Raw genomic sequence first — 17,783 nt, 5'->3', positions numbered from 1 at the left:
ACAAACGTTTTTGGAGGACTGATTTTGAGATGATCAAAGGGATAGGTATAAATGTGGACACTAAAAGGATTAATGGATCAATCGCGAGGTTTGAAAATGAACTGGCATTTTTTCAGTCCGTAGGTTTCGATTATGTTGAACTTCCACCTGCTGGCCTCGATGTAATTTACTGGGGTAAGATACGAAGCAAACAGGTGGAACGAATTAAAAAGATACTATCCAGATTCAAGTTTCGATACACCGTTCACACTCCTGATCCAGTGAATTTGAAGGACAAAATGGATGTATCACATCGAGAGGTCATGGAAGCGACTATCGAATTTGCACATGAAGTAGGTGCCGAAGTTATCGTTTATCATCTTGGAGAATTCTATCCCGATTCGGAAATCACCGAAAAAGAACAGGAATCCGCCGAGATTGAAGATCTCAGACAACTCGCCGATATTGCACACAAGTACGGAATACTGATAGGTGCAGAGAATCTTACACAAACCATGTCAGATGTAAATCGGTTTATAGAGCTGGTTGATCATCCAGCTCTGCGGGTCGTTATGGATATTGGGCATCTTTTCCTGGCATGTAATTATTTCAAAGTGGATTTTCTCGAACAAATCGAGATCGGTCTGAAATACGCTGTTGAACTCCATGTTCATGATAATTTCGGCAAGTTGCCCTCTGTTCATTTACGAAACATTTCTAACAATGAATCCTTCAGTTTTACATACGGAATAGGTGACCTTCACCTACCACCCGGCGAAGGAGCTATTCCCTTTGATGAGGTATTCTCACTGATAAAAGCTTCACAATTTGATGGAGTGGTTACAGTAGAAATGAACAGCAAAGATCGTTTTGAAGATGAGTATGCGAAAACTCTCAAATTCCTTCGGGAAAAGCTGATGTAGCATTCGGAAAAGAATGGAGGAATCATCGTGAAAATTTCTTTTGTTGGGCACGTATCAAAGGATATCAATGTTGTTCTGGGTAAGAAAAGTATCGTTCCTGGTGGCGGCGTGTTTTTTGGCAGTATCGCCGTCACCAATCTTGGAGAAAATGCAATGGTTTACACAAAATGTTCTGCCGATGATAGACCTTTATTCAAAACGATGGAAGAAACCGGTGTTGAAGTTCAATTCCTACCAAGTCCTTCTTCCACCAGTATCGAGAATGTTTATCCAACGACAAATCCGGATGACAGATACAGCAGAATACTTTCCCTCGCCGCACCGTTTGAAGCAGAAGAATTAGAGGATCTCAACGAAGAATTTGTACACATAAATCCATTATGGCATGGTGAATTTCCTGAAGAACTCATTCCAGTTATTAGGAAAAAAACAAAATTTTTAGCTGGAGATGCACAGGGCTTTTTGCGAAATATTGAAAATGGTCAGATGGTTTACAGAGACTGGGAGAGAAAAAAAGAATACTTAAAATACTTTGACCTTTTCAAAGTTGACGTGAATGAAGCCAGGATTCTAACAGGCATCGATAATCTCAAAAAAGCCGTAAAAACCATCCAGGAAACAGGGCCTTCAATGGTCATCGCTACCCATTCGGCTGGTGTGTGTGTTTATGATGGTTCAAAATTCTACGAAGCTCCTTTTGGGGAATGGAAGCTAGAAGGAAGAACAGGTAGAGGCGATACCTGCACAGCGGCTTTTATTGTTGGCTATGCAAAGTTTGATATCGCTACTGCAACTAAATTTGCAGCCAGAATTACCACCGAAAAAATGCAATATCCGGGTCCTTATAGAAAAACTTAAGTACTCAAAAAGAGGAGGAGATTTAAGTAATGAGCAGGGGTTCAGATTCATCACTTGGATTCCCCATTCTCAGTGCGTCAAATCTTAAACCACTTGGTAATGTTGAACTCCCTTTTATAACTTACCATGTTCAAGGGCTGGCAGTTACTGACGAGCATTACTATCTCAGTTCCGTTGATGAAATACACAACAAAGGGTGGCTCTGGAAAATCGACAGATCCTCTCTTGAAATTGTGAAAGTCCTGGACTTAACAAATGAAAATGCTATCGGTGAACTCACAATACATGTTGGTGGCATATACCATGATGGAAATTATCTCTGGGCCCCTGCCGCTGGTTACAGACGAGAATCACCAACCATAATATTCAAAATAGATCCTGAAACCATGGAGATAGCTGACAAAATAAACTTCGGTGATCATATAGGTGCCGTGGCTTCCAATGGCAAGGACAGACTCTATCTTGCCAACTGGGATTCTTTGTACATATATATCACTGATCTCTCAGGGAAAGTAATCAAAAAAATATTGAATCCCGGTATCACACAGAAAATGGGGTACATATGCGCTTATCAGGACATTCATTATGATTTTGAAAGTGGACTGTTATTGTGCAATGGTGATACACGAAAACCCTATAAAGATCCTGATGGATACATATTCGGTTATCCTTACTTCCATGGATATGACGATATCTTTGGAATGGTTGATTGGCTGGATCTGGAAACCGGAAAAGTAGTGAAAAGAGTTGAAACAGGCTTTACCAGTTGCAAGACTGACAGAAACACACTATCCCGCGAAGGTTTTTCATATCACAAAGATGTGATGTATTTCGCTCCTGAGGATAACATTACTACCATATACATGTTCAAACTCATATCTCCAACCGAACCGTACATTCCTTAAAGAAAGGAGAAGTCAGGAGACAATGATAAACATTGAAGAAAATTTGAAAAGAAAACTTGAAAGCTGTGCAGCTGGTATAAGAAACCAGAGATCAAGCAATGTTTTTGAAGAAAGGTACTACATAGGTCCAGAAGATTTGTACGTGAAAAACTACATAAGGTCAAAGCCTATCGCTGTTTTTAACCCCGGAGCACTGGAAAAAAATGGAATGCTCCACGTTTTTCCAAGACTGATATTCGACTACTATAAATACACCTCAAGCGTGGGAGCAATCTCACTGGATATTGAGAAAGTGATAAAAGGCAAGATAAACCAGCCAATAGAAACAGAGATAATTCTGTGGCCACAACATTTGTGGGAGTTCCTTGGGTGTGAAGATGCGAGAGTTTCCTTAAATGATGATAATTTGTACATGCTCTACACAGGTAAAGGGTACTTCTACGGTGAAAACAACAAGTTAACCAGGCGAGATGTTCTTGGCTTTGCGGAGTTCACAGATACATACGAGCTAAAAAGAAGAGGATATTTTAAAATAAGCAACGGTAATGAAGATTTCTTTCCGGTATCTAACAAAGACAGCGCTTTTATAAACATCGATGGAAATGACGCAACAATGCTCATCAGAATAGAGGTTCAGGACACACTTGCGTGTTGGCGTGCCAGAGCAGATATGGAAACACTGACACTGAATGCGGAGAGTATAGAACCCGTACTGTTACCAGAAAAATGGGAGCATAAAGTTGGTTGGTCAACAAACACAGTAAAGATATCCGACAACGAATATCTGGTTGGATGGCACGCTGTGCTGAAAGATAATTTGTCCTACAAAAACGGACTTGCCCTTGTAGATAAAGATGGTAAGCTTCTGGCAATCAGCGATTACCTGCTTTTTCCCACCGGCCTAAATGAAGAGTATGGAGATAGAGCTATGGTCATCTTCGGTGATGGATTGGTTTTATATAATGACTATCTCCTGTGGATCGGTGGGGTAAGTGATTATTGCATAGGGATATTCATTGCCAGGCTGGAAGATGTTATGAAAGAATTAAAACCTTACAGTAACCATTGATGTTTGAAGGAACAACAATAAAAATCGACTACCCCATTTTTTGATATAGAGTAGTCGATTTTTATTATGATCTCATATACGTAGTTCTCAAATGAATACTGTAGAATAAGAAATACAAGAGTTTCCACCTGCAAAATTAACATAAAGGAACATGACAATCATAATACCAACGACAAATATTTGGGGTTTTCCTGAAAAAGAGGGTGAAAAGGTGCTTTTCCCACAACGGGTTGAACAGCTAAAAAATTTCATCACTAATGAAGGAGCCGAAGGGCTACTTATCAGTCGATGTGATAACTTTTCATGGTTTACCTTCGGGGGCAGAAACCATATTACCCTGAACACAGTAGAGGGCGTAGCCAGTATTCTGTTAACTAGGGAAAAGATATACCTTTTCGTCGACAATATAGAAAAAGAACGGCTGAGAAAGGAAGAAATAGCCCCTGAGATATGGAAAGAACTGGAAGTGATCGAATACGATTGGTGGAAGAGTGAAAGAACCGCTATTATGCCTTAACCATTGATGTTTGAAGGAACAACAATAAAAATCGACTACCCCATTTTTTGAGATAGAGTAGTCGATTTTTATTATGATCTCATATACGTAGTTCTCAAATGAATACTGTAGAATAAGAAATACAAGAGTTTCCACCTGCAAAATTAACATAAAGGAACATGACAATCATAATACCAACGACAAATATTTGGGGTTTTCCTGAAAAAGAGGGTGAAAAGGTGCTTTTCCCACAACGGGTTGAACAGCTAAGAAATTTCATCACTAATGAAGGAGCCGAAGGGCTACTTATCAGTCGATGTGATAACTTTTCATGGTTTACCTTCGGGGGCAGAAACCATATTACCCTGAACTCAGTAGAGGGCGTAGCCAGTATTCTGTTAACTAGAGAAAAAATATACCTTTTCGTCGACAATATAGAAAAAGAACGGCTGAGAAAGGAAGAAATAGCCCCTGAGATATGGAAAGAACTGGAAGTGATCGAATATGATTGGTGGAAGAGTGAAAGAACCGCTATTATGCCTTTTCTGGAAGACAAAAAAATTTTGTCAGATACGGGTCGATACGGTACAATCAATGTCGCGTCTAAAATTGATCCCTTCAGATATGTTCTCACAAAGCCTGAGATAGAAACTTACCGGGAATTGGGCAGAATTTGTGATCATATAATGAACCGGGAAATAAGAAAACTATCTCCAGATGTTACAGAACTGGAAGTTCAGGGACGCTTTTATCATAGTCTCGCTGCCGAAGGAATTGAACCTTTGCTGACCATCGTTTTTGGTGATGAAAGTGCTCTTCTCTATCGCCATAATCTCTCAAGAAAGGTTCCTCTCGGAAAAAAGGCCTTTGTCAGTATCTGCGCAAGAAAAAAAGGGCTTGTACTTTCTTGCACTCGTTCGATCATGTTTGAAAAGAACAAAAAATACATAAAACAGCACCTGGATAATTGCTATGTTGATGCCGTTGCTATCGCCAATTCCATACCCGGAACAAAACTTTCACAGCTTTCTGATATGCTAAAACAGGCCTATGCTAAAGTGGGAAAACCGGAAGAATGGAAGTTACACCATCAGGGGGGATTGGCAGGATACAATCCTCGTGAACTGATAGCCACCAAAGATATAGACTACCCCCTGAGGCCAGGAAATGTTGTAGCCTGGAATCCAACCATCACCGGAACTAAATCAGAAGATACTATCCTGGTTGGAGAAAATGATGTAGAGCTACTTTCTTATCCCGAAAAAAGTGAATGGCCCTCACTTACCTTTGAAATCTATGGAAAAGTTATACGTCGACCGAATATCTTATTGTTATAAACCAAAGGAGAGTATCTCATGAGTACAAAAGAAGAACTGTTTGCTTTAAGGTTTGGAAGAAAAATAAACATCATTCAAGATGAAAAAATAGAGAACGTACATAGATTTATCCTGAAATCCAATTACAATTCGGGTTATCCGGAGAATGACAGAATACCTCTGAGTGTTTACGAAGGCGGTAACAGAGGAACCGTTCTTTTTATACACGGCACAGGTCATCGAAATCTAAAATACCTAAAATGGTTTCCTCAAACTTTCCCAAACTATGGATTCACCGGTGCTTTGATGATTCTTCCGTATCACTTCGCCAGAACCCCGGCCGGCTACAAATCCGGAGAATTGTTTTTAGACCCAAGAACGGATCCTTTGAGAGACCGCTTCGAAAACGCCGTTGTCGATGCTTTAACCTGTATAGAGTTTATTAAGTCCAGGTATCCATCTCCCATATACCTTATGGGTTACAGTTTCGGAGGATTTATCTCGACAATATCCGCAGCACTCGAACCCTCGGTAAAAAAGCTGTCTCTGGTCGTTACCGGTGGAAATTTCTATCACATCACCTGGAAGAGTTTCGCCACCAGGGTTTTGAGAATACGTTATGAAGAAGACCAAACATGTAACCCTGAAAAATGCTTGAATTATCACTCGGAAATCTATCAGGAATATCTCAGCAAACTCAAAGGACCCGGTATTCCCTTTAATAGTGCTCCTATATCCTGTCTGGAATACGATCCCTTAACATATGCACGTTTTGTAAAACAACCAGTGCTGCTGTTGGGTGCAAAATTTGATATTTTCATTCCAAAAGAATCTACCCTCCAGCTTTTCAAAACTCTGCCGAATGCACGACTGAAATGGATCCCTTCCGGTCATCTCAGTTCAATTCTCTTCAAGAAACGCATAATAAAAGACTCTGTCAGCTTCTTTATGGATGATTTTTCGTGAGAAACCAGTTTCCTGTTTTCGGAATCACATTTCGGAGTTTTCTACATTTTTTCGACTTTTCATGTAGAAAATCTTCTATAAAACTTCCATTTTTGGCTTCCATAGAGACTTTAGATTTATGTTCAAAACTTTTCTGCACAAAATTATTTTCTAGAGCCGATTTTAGACGTTATGATGCTCACGTGCTCTAAGTTTTGAACATAACGATATTTGTTTCTTTCCAGGAACTGGGTACAAAATCTCCGAAACACTTATGAAAAGCTGTTTTCGAAAGAAAAAGTTTTGAACATAGAGCTTTTTTACACCAGAAGAGATTTACAGGCTTTTTCTACATAATATGTTCAAAACTCAAGAGTTTTCTACATGGTAGGTAAATTAATTTCAACCGAATTTTCAGAAGTTTTGAACACGGTTTTGAACACCTATATTACTACTATTACTATATAAGTAATAAGTAATAGAAAGACAAAAACACAGAGATTTAACTAAAATTCCCACAGCTATCTCTCAACCATGATAACTAATAAAAAAATGGTTCCCATTATCCACAAACAGGAACCATCCAAAATATATTAAACATATAAAGAAAGCTCTAGAAAAAACTCCCGGAGTAACAACCAATATAACTTTTAATCATAGGGCGATTTGTCACTTACCAAAACAACTACCTCAGCAACCTTCTTAACGCTTCCGTCAGAAACAATCACAAAGACGCTATAATATCCCGGAACATCCGGCGCTACCCACTTTGCAGTATTATTCCTAAATTCAACGAAGGTACCTGATTCGGCACTCCAGTTGAAAACCAATCCATCCTCCGGATATGTAAGACACCTCAAGGTGACGATTCCACCCGGTTCAACAACAAAAGGTTTGGCTGTGAAGGAATTGATCTCAAAGTCACTAACAACTGCTGTTGGGGTGGTTTGAGAACTTGTAACCAGTTCCGGAGAAAGATAAACCTTTGAATCCCAGGTAAGTCCATAGCTAACAATTACTTCCCTTTCCGTATTGGGTTCGAGATTCGAAGTCGTGTAATGGATATCATACTGCCTCGTAATCTGTTTTGCCACAAATTTTATGAGTTCACCAAAAGATTTTGCTGAGTGAATATCAAGAAGTTGACCAGGAATATCTTCTGACAACCTCACAAATTCTTCTTTGTTAGAGGGAACAACCAGGATCAGCGTTGCACCACTTGCAAGAATTTTCTTACGTGTCTCCTCAATTGTTGTACTAGAAAATTTCGTGCCATCTCCTTCAATATGAGGAGAAGCATCTGTTATAAGGATCAAAATCTTTTGGGAGTTATCAAGAAAATTCATGTTCAAAGCTTCATTAAGTGCGTCGAGGGAAATCTCCGGTACATCTCCACCACCGTCAGCAGTTTGACTCTGAAGCAATCTCCTTATTTTTTCAAAGCTTGGGGTTAAATCCGCGGTTAAACGTATCTCATCACCAAAGGTAACCAACCCAACCCTAGCAAGAACACCGTAATTCTCAAGAATATTCGAAAACTCTATAAGGTTTTCAACCATTCCGTTGAGTTCCTGCGTCATACTTCCCGTAGTATCCAAAACAAAAACAACATCAACGAAATTGACCAGTTTTTCAGAAACCAATCGGGGTTCAGTTGTCCCAACAGGAATCCCATCTTCAAAAACATTTATATTCTCTAGAATGTACTTATCGGTACTCTCTATAATCACCTTTACGTCTATATCCGGGAATGAGTTCTTATTTATCTCCAGTATAGAAAGTTTGACATCACTTCTTTCTGGAATCATGTAATTTACTGAAACCTGCGAACCGGTAAGCATATTTTTAAGGATGAGCTGGTTAGGTTCCGAAAAAGTCACAAGAGGATAGCTCAAAGGGGAAATATAAGTAACAGTGGAATAATATTCAGCGAAGGTAAATAACCTCTTCAAGGCCTCCTCAAAAAATTCGCTTTTAAAACTTAAAACCTGTCCACCACTGAGTTTAGCAAGTTCTTCATAAACCGGATCGGGATCATAACGAAGCGTAAAAACTGTCAAATTTCGTTTGATTATATTTTCAACCAGCTTCGGCTTCGCAACCTCGTTGAGTTTGTTCTGGGTTGTGTCTTCATCAGTGAGAAGGATCAGGATTTTCGAAGCATCTTTCCTGAAATCGTAATTTGATGCGATCCAGAGAGCATGTATCTGGCACTCATCTTTGCCACCGGGATACTGTATCGTTTCTTTTAAACGTTCAATGGTTTTCTCAGGTGAGCTTGTAAACCGACTCCCGCCGGTAACAACAAACTCTTTATTTACCTCTGTGCCAAATCCAAGAACGGCAAATCTTGCATCGTAACCGTTCTCGTGAAGCAACCTTACCAGATCCCCTAGTTTTTCTATAACAATCTGCACTTTATCATACATTGTACCCGAATTATCAACGACAAAAACGATGTCAACCGGTTTCTTCTTTTCCTGTGCTTCTGTCTTTATAGAGATTATTTCAGCTGTGGATCCCGCTTCCATAATTTCTATTTCCTCAAGCTCTAATTTCTCACCACTTACAAAAAGAGTAACCTCAGGAAATTTAGAAGAATCAACCTGATGAATCACCAACTGCGAAAATAAAGGGTACGATAAAAACAATAGCAGTAGGATGCTAACAATTTTTCTCATAAACATTCCTCCTCTTGTGAGGTACAACAATGCTATTAGACCTGTTCTCAAACTTTACCTATTTTCTTCAAATGACAGATCCATATATTTTGCAGAGACACCATCGAGGAGGTTGAGCTTTCTACAGAGTTCCTCATGCTGCTCGGAATTTCCAACCAGTTCGAGAATAATTAAACCTACGTCAGAGCAATTATCCAGAACCCCGTCGTGTAAACCAAGTCTGGTTTTAATCAGGCATCCCCAACCTGTTAATAGTTTTTGTACCTTCTCGGCAACATTTTTTCTGTTATCGACAATAATAGCCATGACAGTCTTTATTGGAAGTTTTTCTCCCATGAAATCCCCTCCTTTATTTAGTGGTTAACTCAATTATAGTATATTTCGCTTTCAGGAAGATACGTACTTTGAGAGCTGTTATCAAGAAACCATTTCATTGAGTACTTGCCTTGACGAAAGGAAAGAATGAGAGGATTCTTTAGGAATAAAAAGAGACCGACCGGAGAATTCCGGTCAGCCTTTTCAGATCCTTTTGAAGAGTACTGAAGCGTTATGCCCACCAAATCCAAATGAGTTACTCAGAGCACAGCGTATTTTCTTTTTAACAGCGGTATTTGGGGTATAGTTTAAATCACATTCCGGATCCGGGGTTTTTAGGTTTATGGTAGGTGGAACGGTTTCATTTATTATGGCGAGTACCGTCGCTACTGCCTCAAGCGCTCCGGCGGCACCCAGAGCATGGCCATGCATGGACTTTGTAGAACTTATATTGAGATCTTTTCTCTTCCCAAAGACCTTTTTGATTGCTCTGGTTTCTGTTTTATCGTTTAATGGAGTTGAGGTTCCATGAGCGTTTATGTAGTCTACTTCTTCAGGATTCACTTTCGCACTTTCAAGTGCGAGTCTCATAGCCATAGCCGCTGAAGTACCCTCCAAATCTGGAGCTGTCATGTGATTGGCATCATCTGTGGCACCATAACCAGCTATCTCTGCGTAGATTTTTGCACCTCTTTTTTTGGCGTGTTCGTATTCTTCGAGTACAAGCGTTGCTGAGCCTTCTGCTATGATAAAACCATCGCGATTAGCATCAAATGGTCGGCATGCTTCGTCGGGTGGTTTGGTAGAAAGTGCGGTCATTGAGCCAAATCCTGCAAATGCAAGAGGAGTGATCGTGGATTCCGCACCTCCCGTCAGTGCTACATCCAGTATGCCGTCTCGAATCATTCTGTAGGCTTCACCAATAGCGTTGGTACTTGATGCGCAGGCAGTGGTAACCGTTATATTAACCCCTTTGAAGCCAAATTTTATTGCGAGGGTTCCTGAGGCCATATTTGAAATAGTCATTGGTATGAAGAATGGACTCACTCTTCTTGGCCCTTTGTTCAACAATACTTTGTGTTGCTCTTCGATCAGGTCAAGAGCCCCCATACCAACGCCATAAACAACCCCGGAGCGATATGGTGGGATTTCATCAGGATTTAATCCACTGTCTTCAATAGCCTGCGTAGCGCTTGCCACCGCAAGTTGAATGAATCTGGAGGTTCGTCTGGCTTCTTTGCGATCCATGTATTGGGTAGGATCAAAGTTCTTAACTTCTCCGGCTACTTTTGAATGATATTCTGATGCATCAAAGGCTTTAACCCAATCTATCCCGGAAATGCCGTTCTCCAGAGAGTTCCAGAATTCCGGTACGTTGTTTCCGATCGGGCTAACGATGCCTAGCCCGGTAACTACAACTCTTCTCCCCATTTTATTTATTCCACCCCCAGTTTTTTCAGGTACTCAACGGCGTCTTTGACGGTTTTCAGTGCTCCTGCCTCTTCATCGCTTATCTGTACGCCGAATTCATCCTCAAGTTTCATGACGAGATCGACAAGATCCAGGGAGTCAGCACCGAGATCTTCCACGAACCTTGAATCCAGTTTGACCTCCTCCTTGTCAACTCCAAGGTGCTCCGCAATAACAGAAATTACTTTTTCTTCCATTTTTTTCAGCTCCTTTCTTAAGAAGTTTTATGATTTTATGGGGCTATCCACTATCTGTTGTGTACATCTGAACTGTGATATGTAAAACATTACTGCTAAACTTATGTATCCGCCAGTTCTCTGGCCAATTCTTCTAAGTCAGTTCCATCAGTGGATTTTGCAAAACTGTTTCTGTTGATTCTTCTCATAAATCCGGTGAGAGTTTTACCGGGACCGATTTCAATGAATTTTTCCACACCCATTCCGAGCATTGTATTGATGGATTGTTCCCATTTCACAGGGCTGTAAGCCTGTAAAGCAACCAGTTCTTTGATTTTTTTCGTATCATCTGGATAGGGTTCAGTGGTTACATTCGAGATGACCGGGATTTTTGGAACGGAAACGTTGATAGTGTTGAGAAAGTCTAAAAGGGTATCTCCAACAGGTTTTAGAAATTTTGTGTGGAAAGGGGCGCTGACTCTGAGCGGAACCACTTTTCTTGCGCCCTCATTTTTGAACCTTTCCACTGCTTTTTCAACAAGTTCTTTAAGACCCGAAATGGTTACCTGGCCCGGGCAGTTGTAATTGGCTACCACGAGATCACCTTCCGGAGAGATTTCATTGCAGATCTCCTCGGCTTTTTTGCTGTCTACGCCAATTACCGCAGCCATGCTTCCGACACCTTCCGGTACCTGTGACTGCATCGCTTTTCCTCTCAAGTGAGCTAGCTTAAGAGCATCTTCGTATGAAAGTACTCCAGAAACAGTCAGGGCGGTGATTTCACCAAGGCTAAAGCCGGCTGTTATGTTACATTTTACTCCCATTTCTTCAAGAACCTGAGCTATTGCGAAACTATGGGCTAAAATGGCAGGTTGAGCATTTTCGGTCAACGTGAGTTGATCCTGAGGTCCTTCAAACATGAGTTTCAATATGTCGAAACCGAGAATATCGTTTGCTTGTTCCAGAATATTCTTTGCTGTTTGATAGCGTTTGTAGAGCTCCTTTCCCATTCCAACGTATTGGCTTCCCTGACCTGCGAATATCCATGCATTCATGCGGTTACACCTCCGTGGAGACTGGCAAGTACGTTATTGGCTTCTTCAATTAAATCAGTGATGATTTCTTTTACGGGTTTTATATCCTTTATCATTCCGGCTATCTGACCTGCCATCACGGAACCTTCAGCTATATCTCCTTCCACAACCGCCCTACGAAGTGATCCGAGGGTCAACTTTTCGATTTCCTCGAAAGAGGCTCCGTTTTTTTCTATTTGTAGAAGCTTTCTTGTGAGTTTGTTTCTCAGAGATCTTACCGGGTGACCGGTACTGAGACCCGTTAGAACGCTATCCATAGGCCCTGCTTTTACTATTCTTTTTTTGTATTCAGTGTGGACTGTACATTCTTGTGAACAAACAAAGCGTGTTCCAATCTGTACTCCTGAAGCTCCGAGACAGAAAGCTGCCGCAACACCACGGCCGTCAGCTATTCCTCCAGCAGCGATGACCGGGATAGAAACAGCATCCACAACCTGTGGAATGAGAACCATTGTTGTTAATTTTCCCACATGTCCACCTGCTTCCATCCCCTCAGCTATGACTGCATCGGCACCAAGGTTTTCCATCCTTTTTGCGAGAGAAGGTGAAGCTACCACGGGAATAACTTTTATACCGGCGTTCTTAAATGTGTCCATGTATTTTCCGGGATTGCCTGCTCCTGTGGTAACAACAGGTATTTTTTGTTGACATACAACTTCTATGAGAGAATCAACGTGAGGAGACAACAACATTATGTTGACCCCGAAAGGTTTATCCGTCATTTCTCGAGTTCTTTTAATCTCTTTTTCAAGTTCTTCTGGAGTTAAGTTTCCTGCCGCTATTATTCCAAGACCACCAGCATTCGAGACAGCGGAGACCAGCTCCGCCGTAGAAACCCAGGCCATTCCTCCCTGTAGAATTGGATATTTTATCCCTAGTAACCTTGAAATACTGTTTCTAAGATGCAACTCCATTCCTCCTTCCCGGTTCTCCACTCAACCAGCAAACTTGTCCATGATAAACCAGCACCGTAACTGGTGAAGAGTATTTTTTGACCCTGCTGTAATTTTCCTTCTCTTGTAGCAAGATCTATTGCTATCGGAATAGAAGCCGACCCGGTATTACCGTAATACGTTAGATGTGAAATGATCTTCTCTTCAGGAATTTGTAGAATTTTGTTTGCGGATTCCAAAATTCTTGAATTTGACTGGTGTGGTATGATGAAATCCAGCTCTTCCGGACCGATTCCGGCCTTTTTGAGTGAGTTCTCTATGGAACGTGTTAGTGCACGAACGGCAAAACGAAATACTTCGGTACCTCGCATTTTGATCTTGCTTGTTGTTCCAGCTTTCAATGAAAGACTGTCTTTCCTTTCCACCATGGTTCCAAGATCGTAGCCGATAATAAAGTCGTTACCAGTGGATTTTTCCAAGAGAAGGGCCCCGGCACCATCACCAAAGATGATAGCGGTATCTCTATCGGAAAAATCGAGATGTTTGCTTAGATGTTCTGAAGCGACAACTAAAGCTGTGTTCAGATTGAATTGTTCCATTGCAGAAGATGCTGTTAAAAGTGCTTGAAGAAAACCAGTGCATCCTGAAACCAGATCGAAAGCAAGCTTGGGTTTTATACCCAATTCTTTGGCAATTGAGGAAGAGAGCGATGGGAAGCTTTCCTCCACAGAAGATGAATGAGCAACAATAAAATCAACATTTTTATCAAAATTCTCGAGAGCTTTCAGAGATGCTTTTACAGCCATAGATAGCAGAGTATCTTCAGTTGCAAATCGTCTTTCTTTGATGCCCGTTCGGCGTTCAATCCACTCTGGAGAAATGTCTAGCATTGTGGCTAATTCCTGGTTCGTAACAACTTTGGGCGGTAAATACGCCCCTGTTCCAATAACATTTATTGACATTTTGATCCCCTCCATAATCTCTGCAACTCGTTTTTGTGAGTGCTCTTAACTCATAGCAACAATATGCCATGCTTTTTAAGCAAAAAAACGTTCGATATTCGGTCGGTACTTCCATATTGAACGTACGAAATCTGGACAGCGCATAATCCACATTTTAATGCTATTATTTTTTTGAGGTGATGTTATGTTGAGAGGAAAAGAATATGTTATGTCGGTACTTCCACACAGGGATCCTTTTCTACTTGTTGATGGTGTAATTGAAGAGCAAGAATCAAAAATAGTGGCGTTCAGGGATATCCGGGAGGACGATCCAGTGTTTAAGGGGCATTTTCCGGATTATCCCATTTATCCCGGCGTTCTAATAATTGAAGGGCTAGCTCAGGCTGCCGGGGTATTGCTTATGAAGGAAGCCCAGGGGACACCGCTTTTTATAGGGATTGAGAAAGCCCGATTTAAGAGAGAGGTGAAACCGGGAGATAGGCTCGTTTACGAGGTTGAATTGGTTCGTGAAAGAATGGGGATAGTGACTGTTGAAGGCAAAGCAAAGGTAGAAGAAAAGGTTGTTACCGTTGCCACGATACTTGTGGGAATGAAGAGGTCTTAAATACAGCTCCTTTTTCCGTTCAGTTTTTCGTGCAGAGTATATATTTGAAAGATCCCCGAAGGTTCTCTACCTTCAAAATAACTAGACCGCTTTTTTCTATGTTTTGCAGAGTTCTACGAGTCATTGATGAACCTACGGTGGGATAAGTTATTACGTTAAACAAATATAACCATAAGTCTTTAAGAGGCTTCCCGGTGAGCATGTGCTCGACAAAGATAGCCTTTCCGCCGGGTTTAAGAACCCTTTCGACCTCTAAAAGAGCTTTTTGTTGGTCTTGAACTGAACAAAAAACATCTATAGATAGGATAGTGTCGAAAAAGTTGTCTGGAAAAGGTAGATTTTCAAGGCGCGAATGGACAAATTTTAAGTTTACGTTTTTCGCTTGTTTTTTTGCTTTTTCCTCTGCAATTTTAAGCATTTTACTGGAAGCATCTATGAGAACGACCTTTGAACTCTCTGGATAATATTTTATGTTGTTCCCTGTGCCAACAGCAAGATCCAGAGTATAACCTTCAATCATGGGAACAAACCTTCTTCTTAGCTTTTCAATCCCAAATTTTTCGAGAGGAAAAAGAAGCAGATCATATATCTTTGCTATTGCGTCATAAGTGAACCCACTCATTATCCCACCAACCTTATAACGATAATATAACAAATATTTGCCCAATAAAAGTTTTGATTGACCTCCTAAAAACGCGCGGATTATGGAACATTATAAGCGAGCATAAAGCATTTAGAGCGTATTTCCTGAATTCTTTTGGCTATAAACGTTTGTTTTTGTAATTGCTGAAATATAAATATACTGAGAAAATATTAAAGTAAGGGGGTATGTGAATGGAAAAAGCGATTATTCGAGTGAGAATGAGTCTACACGATGCTCATTACGGCGGAAACCTTGTGGATGGGGCCAGAATACTGCAACTTTTCGGAGATGTTGCAACTGAGCTTCTTATAAGACATGATGGTGATGAGGGACTTTTCAGAGCTTATGACAACATCGAATTTCTTGCTCCCGTTTATGCGGGCGATTATATCGAAGCAATTGGAGAAATCGTTGAGGTTGGAAGGACCTCGAGAAAAATGGTTTTTGAAGCAAGAAAAGTGATAACCGCAAGACCTGATATTTCCGATTCGGCTGCTGAGGTTTTGGAAGAACCGATAGTAGTTTGTAGAGCTTCCGGAACCTGTGTTGTTCCGCTTGATAAACAGCGAAAGCGAGGTGGTTGATACGCAAAAGCTTATAATTACCGCTGCGGTGACTGGTGCGGAGGTTACCAAGAAACAACAACCCAATCTTCCAATAACACCAGATGAAATAGCTGAAGAAGCGTACAGGTGTTATCTTTCTGGTGCTTCCATTGTGCACGTTCATGCACGCGATCCGGAAGGAAAGCCTACACAGTCACTTGAAATTTATAGAGAGATAAAGGAAAAGATAGAAGCTAAATGTAACATCATCGTGCAGCCATCTACGGGTGGAGCAGTGTGGCACACCGTTGAAGAGAGAATTCAACCACTTTACCTCAACCCAGAAATGGCAACGCTTTCAACAGGAACTTGCAATTTCGGCAAAGATATTTTCGCTAATCCTGAGGAGTATATCGAGCGTTTCGCTTTAGAAATGAAAAAACGTGGTATAAAGCCTGAGATTGAGGTTTTTGAACGCGGAATGATTGAAAATGCTCTCAGATTGGTGAAAAAAGGTATTTTGGAACCTCCTTTGCATTTCGATTTTGTGATGGGAGTACCAGGTGCTATACCAGGAAACATTCAGGACCTTGTTTATCTTGTTAACTGTATTCCTCCAGGTTCCACATGGAGTGTTGCGGGAATCGGACGTTACGAACTGCCATTAGCTGTTCATGCTATTGCTATGGGAGGACACGTGCGAGTTGGGTTTGAAGACAATATTTATTACAGAAAGGGTGAACTCGCTAAATCAAACGCACAGTTAGTAGAAAGGATTGTGAGGATTGCTAAGGAACTTGGTAGAGAGATCGCTACCCCGGATGAAGCAAGAGAAATCCTTGGTATCAGGAGGTAGAAATTGTGAAAAAAGGATGTCCCTTTGGAACTCATAGAGTGATAGAGCCAGTCGGATCGTTGCCCCAAGCAGCATGGAAGATAGACAACACTATGGAGATATACTCCAACGAAATTCTTCTTGATGTCATAACATTAAATGTTGATTCTGCGAGCTTTACCCAGATGAAACAAGCTTGTGGAAACGATCCTGAAAAGATCAAGCAGATGATTTTGGACATAGTCAACGAACGCGGAAAGCTTCAGAACCCTGTGACGGGTTCTGGTGGCATGCTCATTGGAGTGGTCAGAGAGATTGGCCCCGATCTTAAGGATAGAGGCTTAAAGGTTGGTGACAAGGTAGCAACTCTTGTTTCCCTTTCACTCACACCACTCAAAATAGAAAAGATAAAGTCTATAAATCTGAATACTGATCAGGTAGATATAGAAGGTAAAGCTATTCTTTTCGAGAGTGGAATCTACGCTGTACTTCCAGATGATATCCCGGAAAAACTTGCCCTTGCGGTTTTAGATGTTGCTGGAGCACCAGCACAGGTGAACAAGCTGGTCAACCCGGGAATGACCGTTGCCATAATTGGTGGTGGCGGAAAGTCTGGTGTTTTGTGTGCCTATCAGGCGATGAAAAATGCCGGAAAAGACGGAAAAGTAATTGTTATTGAAAAATCCGAACAAAATGCTAAAAGAATTGAAGAACTTGGACTGGCACATCACGTCCTTCAGCTTGACGCCACAAAACCTGTCGAAGTTTTTGAAGAAATCAATAAGCTCACAAATGGTAACTTATGCGATGTAGTTATAAACAATGTCAACGTTGAAGCCACAGAAATGTCTTCTATTCTTATAACCAAAGACGAGGGGATAGTTTATTTCTTCAGCATGGCAACATCATTTACTAGAGCGGCCCTTGGAGCTGAAGGTGTCGGCAAAGATGTGACAATGATAATCGGAAATGGTTACACCAAGGGTCATGCAGAACTCAGTTTGAATATTCTCAGAGAAGCACCGAAAATAAGAGAATTGTTTGAAAGCGTATATGCTTAGAAGAGGGGTTGTT

19 protein-coding genes are annotated in these 17,783 nt (G+C 41.0%); 11 read left to right on the top strand and 8 right to left on the bottom strand.

The annotated features are described in order from the left end of the window. Nucleotides 1-29: 29 nt before the first annotated feature. The 7 genes from DU53_RS05020 to DU53_RS04990 all read left to right on the top strand — a co-directional run bounded on the left by DU53_RS05020 (nucleotide 30) and on the right by DU53_RS04990 (nucleotide 6,512). Complete coding sequence (locus tag DU53_RS05020; protein WP_015868352.1) at nucleotides 30-902, top strand: sugar phosphate isomerase/epimerase; 873 nt, start codon at nucleotides 30-32, stop codon at nucleotides 900-902. A gap of 27 nt (nucleotides 903-929) precedes the next feature. After that, on the top strand, nucleotides 930-1,760 hold the full coding sequence (locus tag DU53_RS05015) for a PfkB family carbohydrate kinase (protein WP_015868351.1): 831 nt from the start codon (nucleotides 930-932) through the stop codon (nucleotides 1,758-1,760). Between the two features lie 29 nt (nucleotides 1,761-1,789). Beyond that, complete coding sequence (locus tag DU53_RS05010; RefSeq protein WP_015868350.1) at nucleotides 1,790-2,665, top strand: DUF6454 family protein; 876 nt, start codon at nucleotides 1,790-1,792, stop codon at nucleotides 2,663-2,665. Nucleotides 2,666-2,687: 22 nt separating this feature from the next. Continuing rightward, the gene (locus DU53_RS05005; protein WP_015868349.1) at nucleotides 2,688-3,734 is read left to right on the top strand and encodes a glycosidase PH1107-related; all 1,047 of its coding nucleotides are present in this window, start codon (nucleotides 2,688-2,690) and stop codon (nucleotides 3,732-3,734) included. A 151-nt stretch (nucleotides 3,735-3,885) separates the two neighbouring features. Continuing rightward, entirely contained in the window at nucleotides 3,886-4,251 is a 366-nt protein-coding gene (locus DU53_RS05000) for an aminopeptidase P family N-terminal domain-containing protein (protein ID WP_015868348.1), read from the top strand. A gap of 158 nt (nucleotides 4,252-4,409) precedes the next feature. After that, nucleotides 4,410-5,567: a Xaa-Pro peptidase family protein gene (locus tag DU53_RS04995; protein ID WP_015868347.1), complete on the top strand. Its 1,158-nt coding sequence runs from the start codon at nucleotides 4,410-4,412 to the stop codon at nucleotides 5,565-5,567. Between the two features lie 18 nt (nucleotides 5,568-5,585). Then, entirely contained in the window at nucleotides 5,586-6,512 is a 927-nt protein-coding gene (locus tag DU53_RS04990) for a S9 family peptidase (protein ID WP_015868346.1), read from the top strand. Nucleotides 6,513-7,141: 629 nt separating this feature from the next. Here DU53_RS04990 and DU53_RS04985 read toward each other — a convergent pair. The 7 genes from DU53_RS04985 to DU53_RS04955 form a co-directional block, all read right to left on the bottom strand. Next, entirely contained in the window at nucleotides 7,142-9,172 is a 2,031-nt protein-coding gene (locus DU53_RS04985) for a vWA domain-containing protein (RefSeq protein WP_015868345.1), read from the bottom strand. A gap of 54 nt (nucleotides 9,173-9,226) precedes the next feature. Beyond that, the gene (locus DU53_RS04980) at nucleotides 9,227-9,508 is read right to left on the bottom strand and encodes a hypothetical protein (protein ID WP_015868344.1); all 282 of its coding nucleotides are present in this window, start codon (nucleotides 9,506-9,508) and stop codon (nucleotides 9,227-9,229) included. A 183-nt stretch (nucleotides 9,509-9,691) separates the two neighbouring features. Continuing rightward, complete coding sequence (gene fabF / locus DU53_RS04975) at nucleotides 9,692-10,918, bottom strand: beta-ketoacyl-ACP synthase II (protein WP_015868343.1); 1,227 nt, start codon at nucleotides 10,916-10,918, stop codon at nucleotides 9,692-9,694. Between the two features lie 5 nt (nucleotides 10,919-10,923). Further along, nucleotides 10,924-11,154, bottom strand: coding sequence for an acyl carrier protein (gene acpP, locus DU53_RS04970; RefSeq protein WP_015868342.1), 231 nt, complete (start codon nucleotides 11,152-11,154; stop codon nucleotides 10,924-10,926). A gap of 101 nt (nucleotides 11,155-11,255) precedes the next feature. Next, a complete protein-coding gene (gene fabD / locus DU53_RS04965; RefSeq protein ID WP_015868341.1) occupies nucleotides 11,256-12,188 on the bottom strand; it encodes an ACP S-malonyltransferase in 933 nt (310 codons plus the stop codon). Next, nucleotides 12,185-13,141 carry an enoyl-[acyl-carrier-protein] reductase FabK gene (gene fabK / locus DU53_RS04960; RefSeq protein WP_041288660.1) on the bottom strand — a complete coding sequence of 319 codons (957 nt, stop codon included), beginning with the start codon at nucleotides 13,139-13,141 and terminating at the stop codon, nucleotides 12,185-12,187. Before fabK ends, fabD begins: the two co-directional genes overlap by 4 nt. Next, entirely contained in the window at nucleotides 13,102-14,082 is a 981-nt protein-coding gene (locus DU53_RS04955; protein WP_015868339.1) for a 3-oxoacyl-ACP synthase III family protein, read from the bottom strand. Before DU53_RS04955 ends, fabK begins: the two co-directional genes overlap by 40 nt. A 184-nt stretch (nucleotides 14,083-14,266) precedes the next feature. On the opposite strand from DU53_RS04955, the gene fabZ reads away from it, so the two are divergent. Further along, entirely contained in the window at nucleotides 14,267-14,686 is a 420-nt protein-coding gene (gene fabZ, locus DU53_RS04950) for a 3-hydroxyacyl-ACP dehydratase FabZ (protein WP_015868338.1), read from the top strand. Between the two features lie 19 nt (nucleotides 14,687-14,705). Here the strand turns inward: fabZ and DU53_RS04945 are convergent, their stop codons facing one another. Next, nucleotides 14,706-15,308 (bottom strand): class I SAM-dependent methyltransferase, encoded by a 603-nt coding sequence (locus DU53_RS04945; protein ID WP_015868337.1) that lies wholly within the window; start codon nucleotides 15,306-15,308, stop codon nucleotides 14,706-14,708. A 212-nt stretch (nucleotides 15,309-15,520) separates the two neighbouring features. On the opposite strand from DU53_RS04945, the gene DU53_RS04940 reads away from it, so the two are divergent. The 3 genes from DU53_RS04940 to DU53_RS04930 are packed head-to-tail and all read left to right on the top strand — an operon-like array spanning nucleotide 15,521 to nucleotide 17,770. Continuing rightward, entirely contained in the window at nucleotides 15,521-15,913 is a 393-nt protein-coding gene (locus DU53_RS04940) for a hotdog domain-containing protein (protein ID WP_015868336.1), read from the top strand. Continuing rightward, the gene (locus tag DU53_RS04935) at nucleotides 15,885-16,730 is read left to right on the top strand and encodes a 3-keto-5-aminohexanoate cleavage protein (RefSeq protein WP_235599712.1); all 846 of its coding nucleotides are present in this window, start codon (nucleotides 15,885-15,887) and stop codon (nucleotides 16,728-16,730) included. Before DU53_RS04940 ends, DU53_RS04935 begins: the two co-directional genes overlap by 29 nt. 5 nt (nucleotides 16,731-16,735) lie before the next feature. Next, entirely contained in the window at nucleotides 16,736-17,770 is a 1,035-nt protein-coding gene (locus tag DU53_RS04930) for a zinc-binding dehydrogenase (RefSeq protein ID WP_015868334.1), read from the top strand. Nucleotides 17,771-17,783 lie beyond the last annotated feature (13 nt).

This window comes from Kosmotoga sp. DU53 (assembly GCF_001639905.1).
Taxonomy (GTDB): Bacteria; Thermotogota; Thermotogae; order Petrotogales; family Kosmotogaceae; genus Kosmotoga; species Kosmotoga olearia.
Note: the sequence above shows the minus strand (reverse complement) of the source record. Positions and strands in the feature narration are given on the sequence as shown.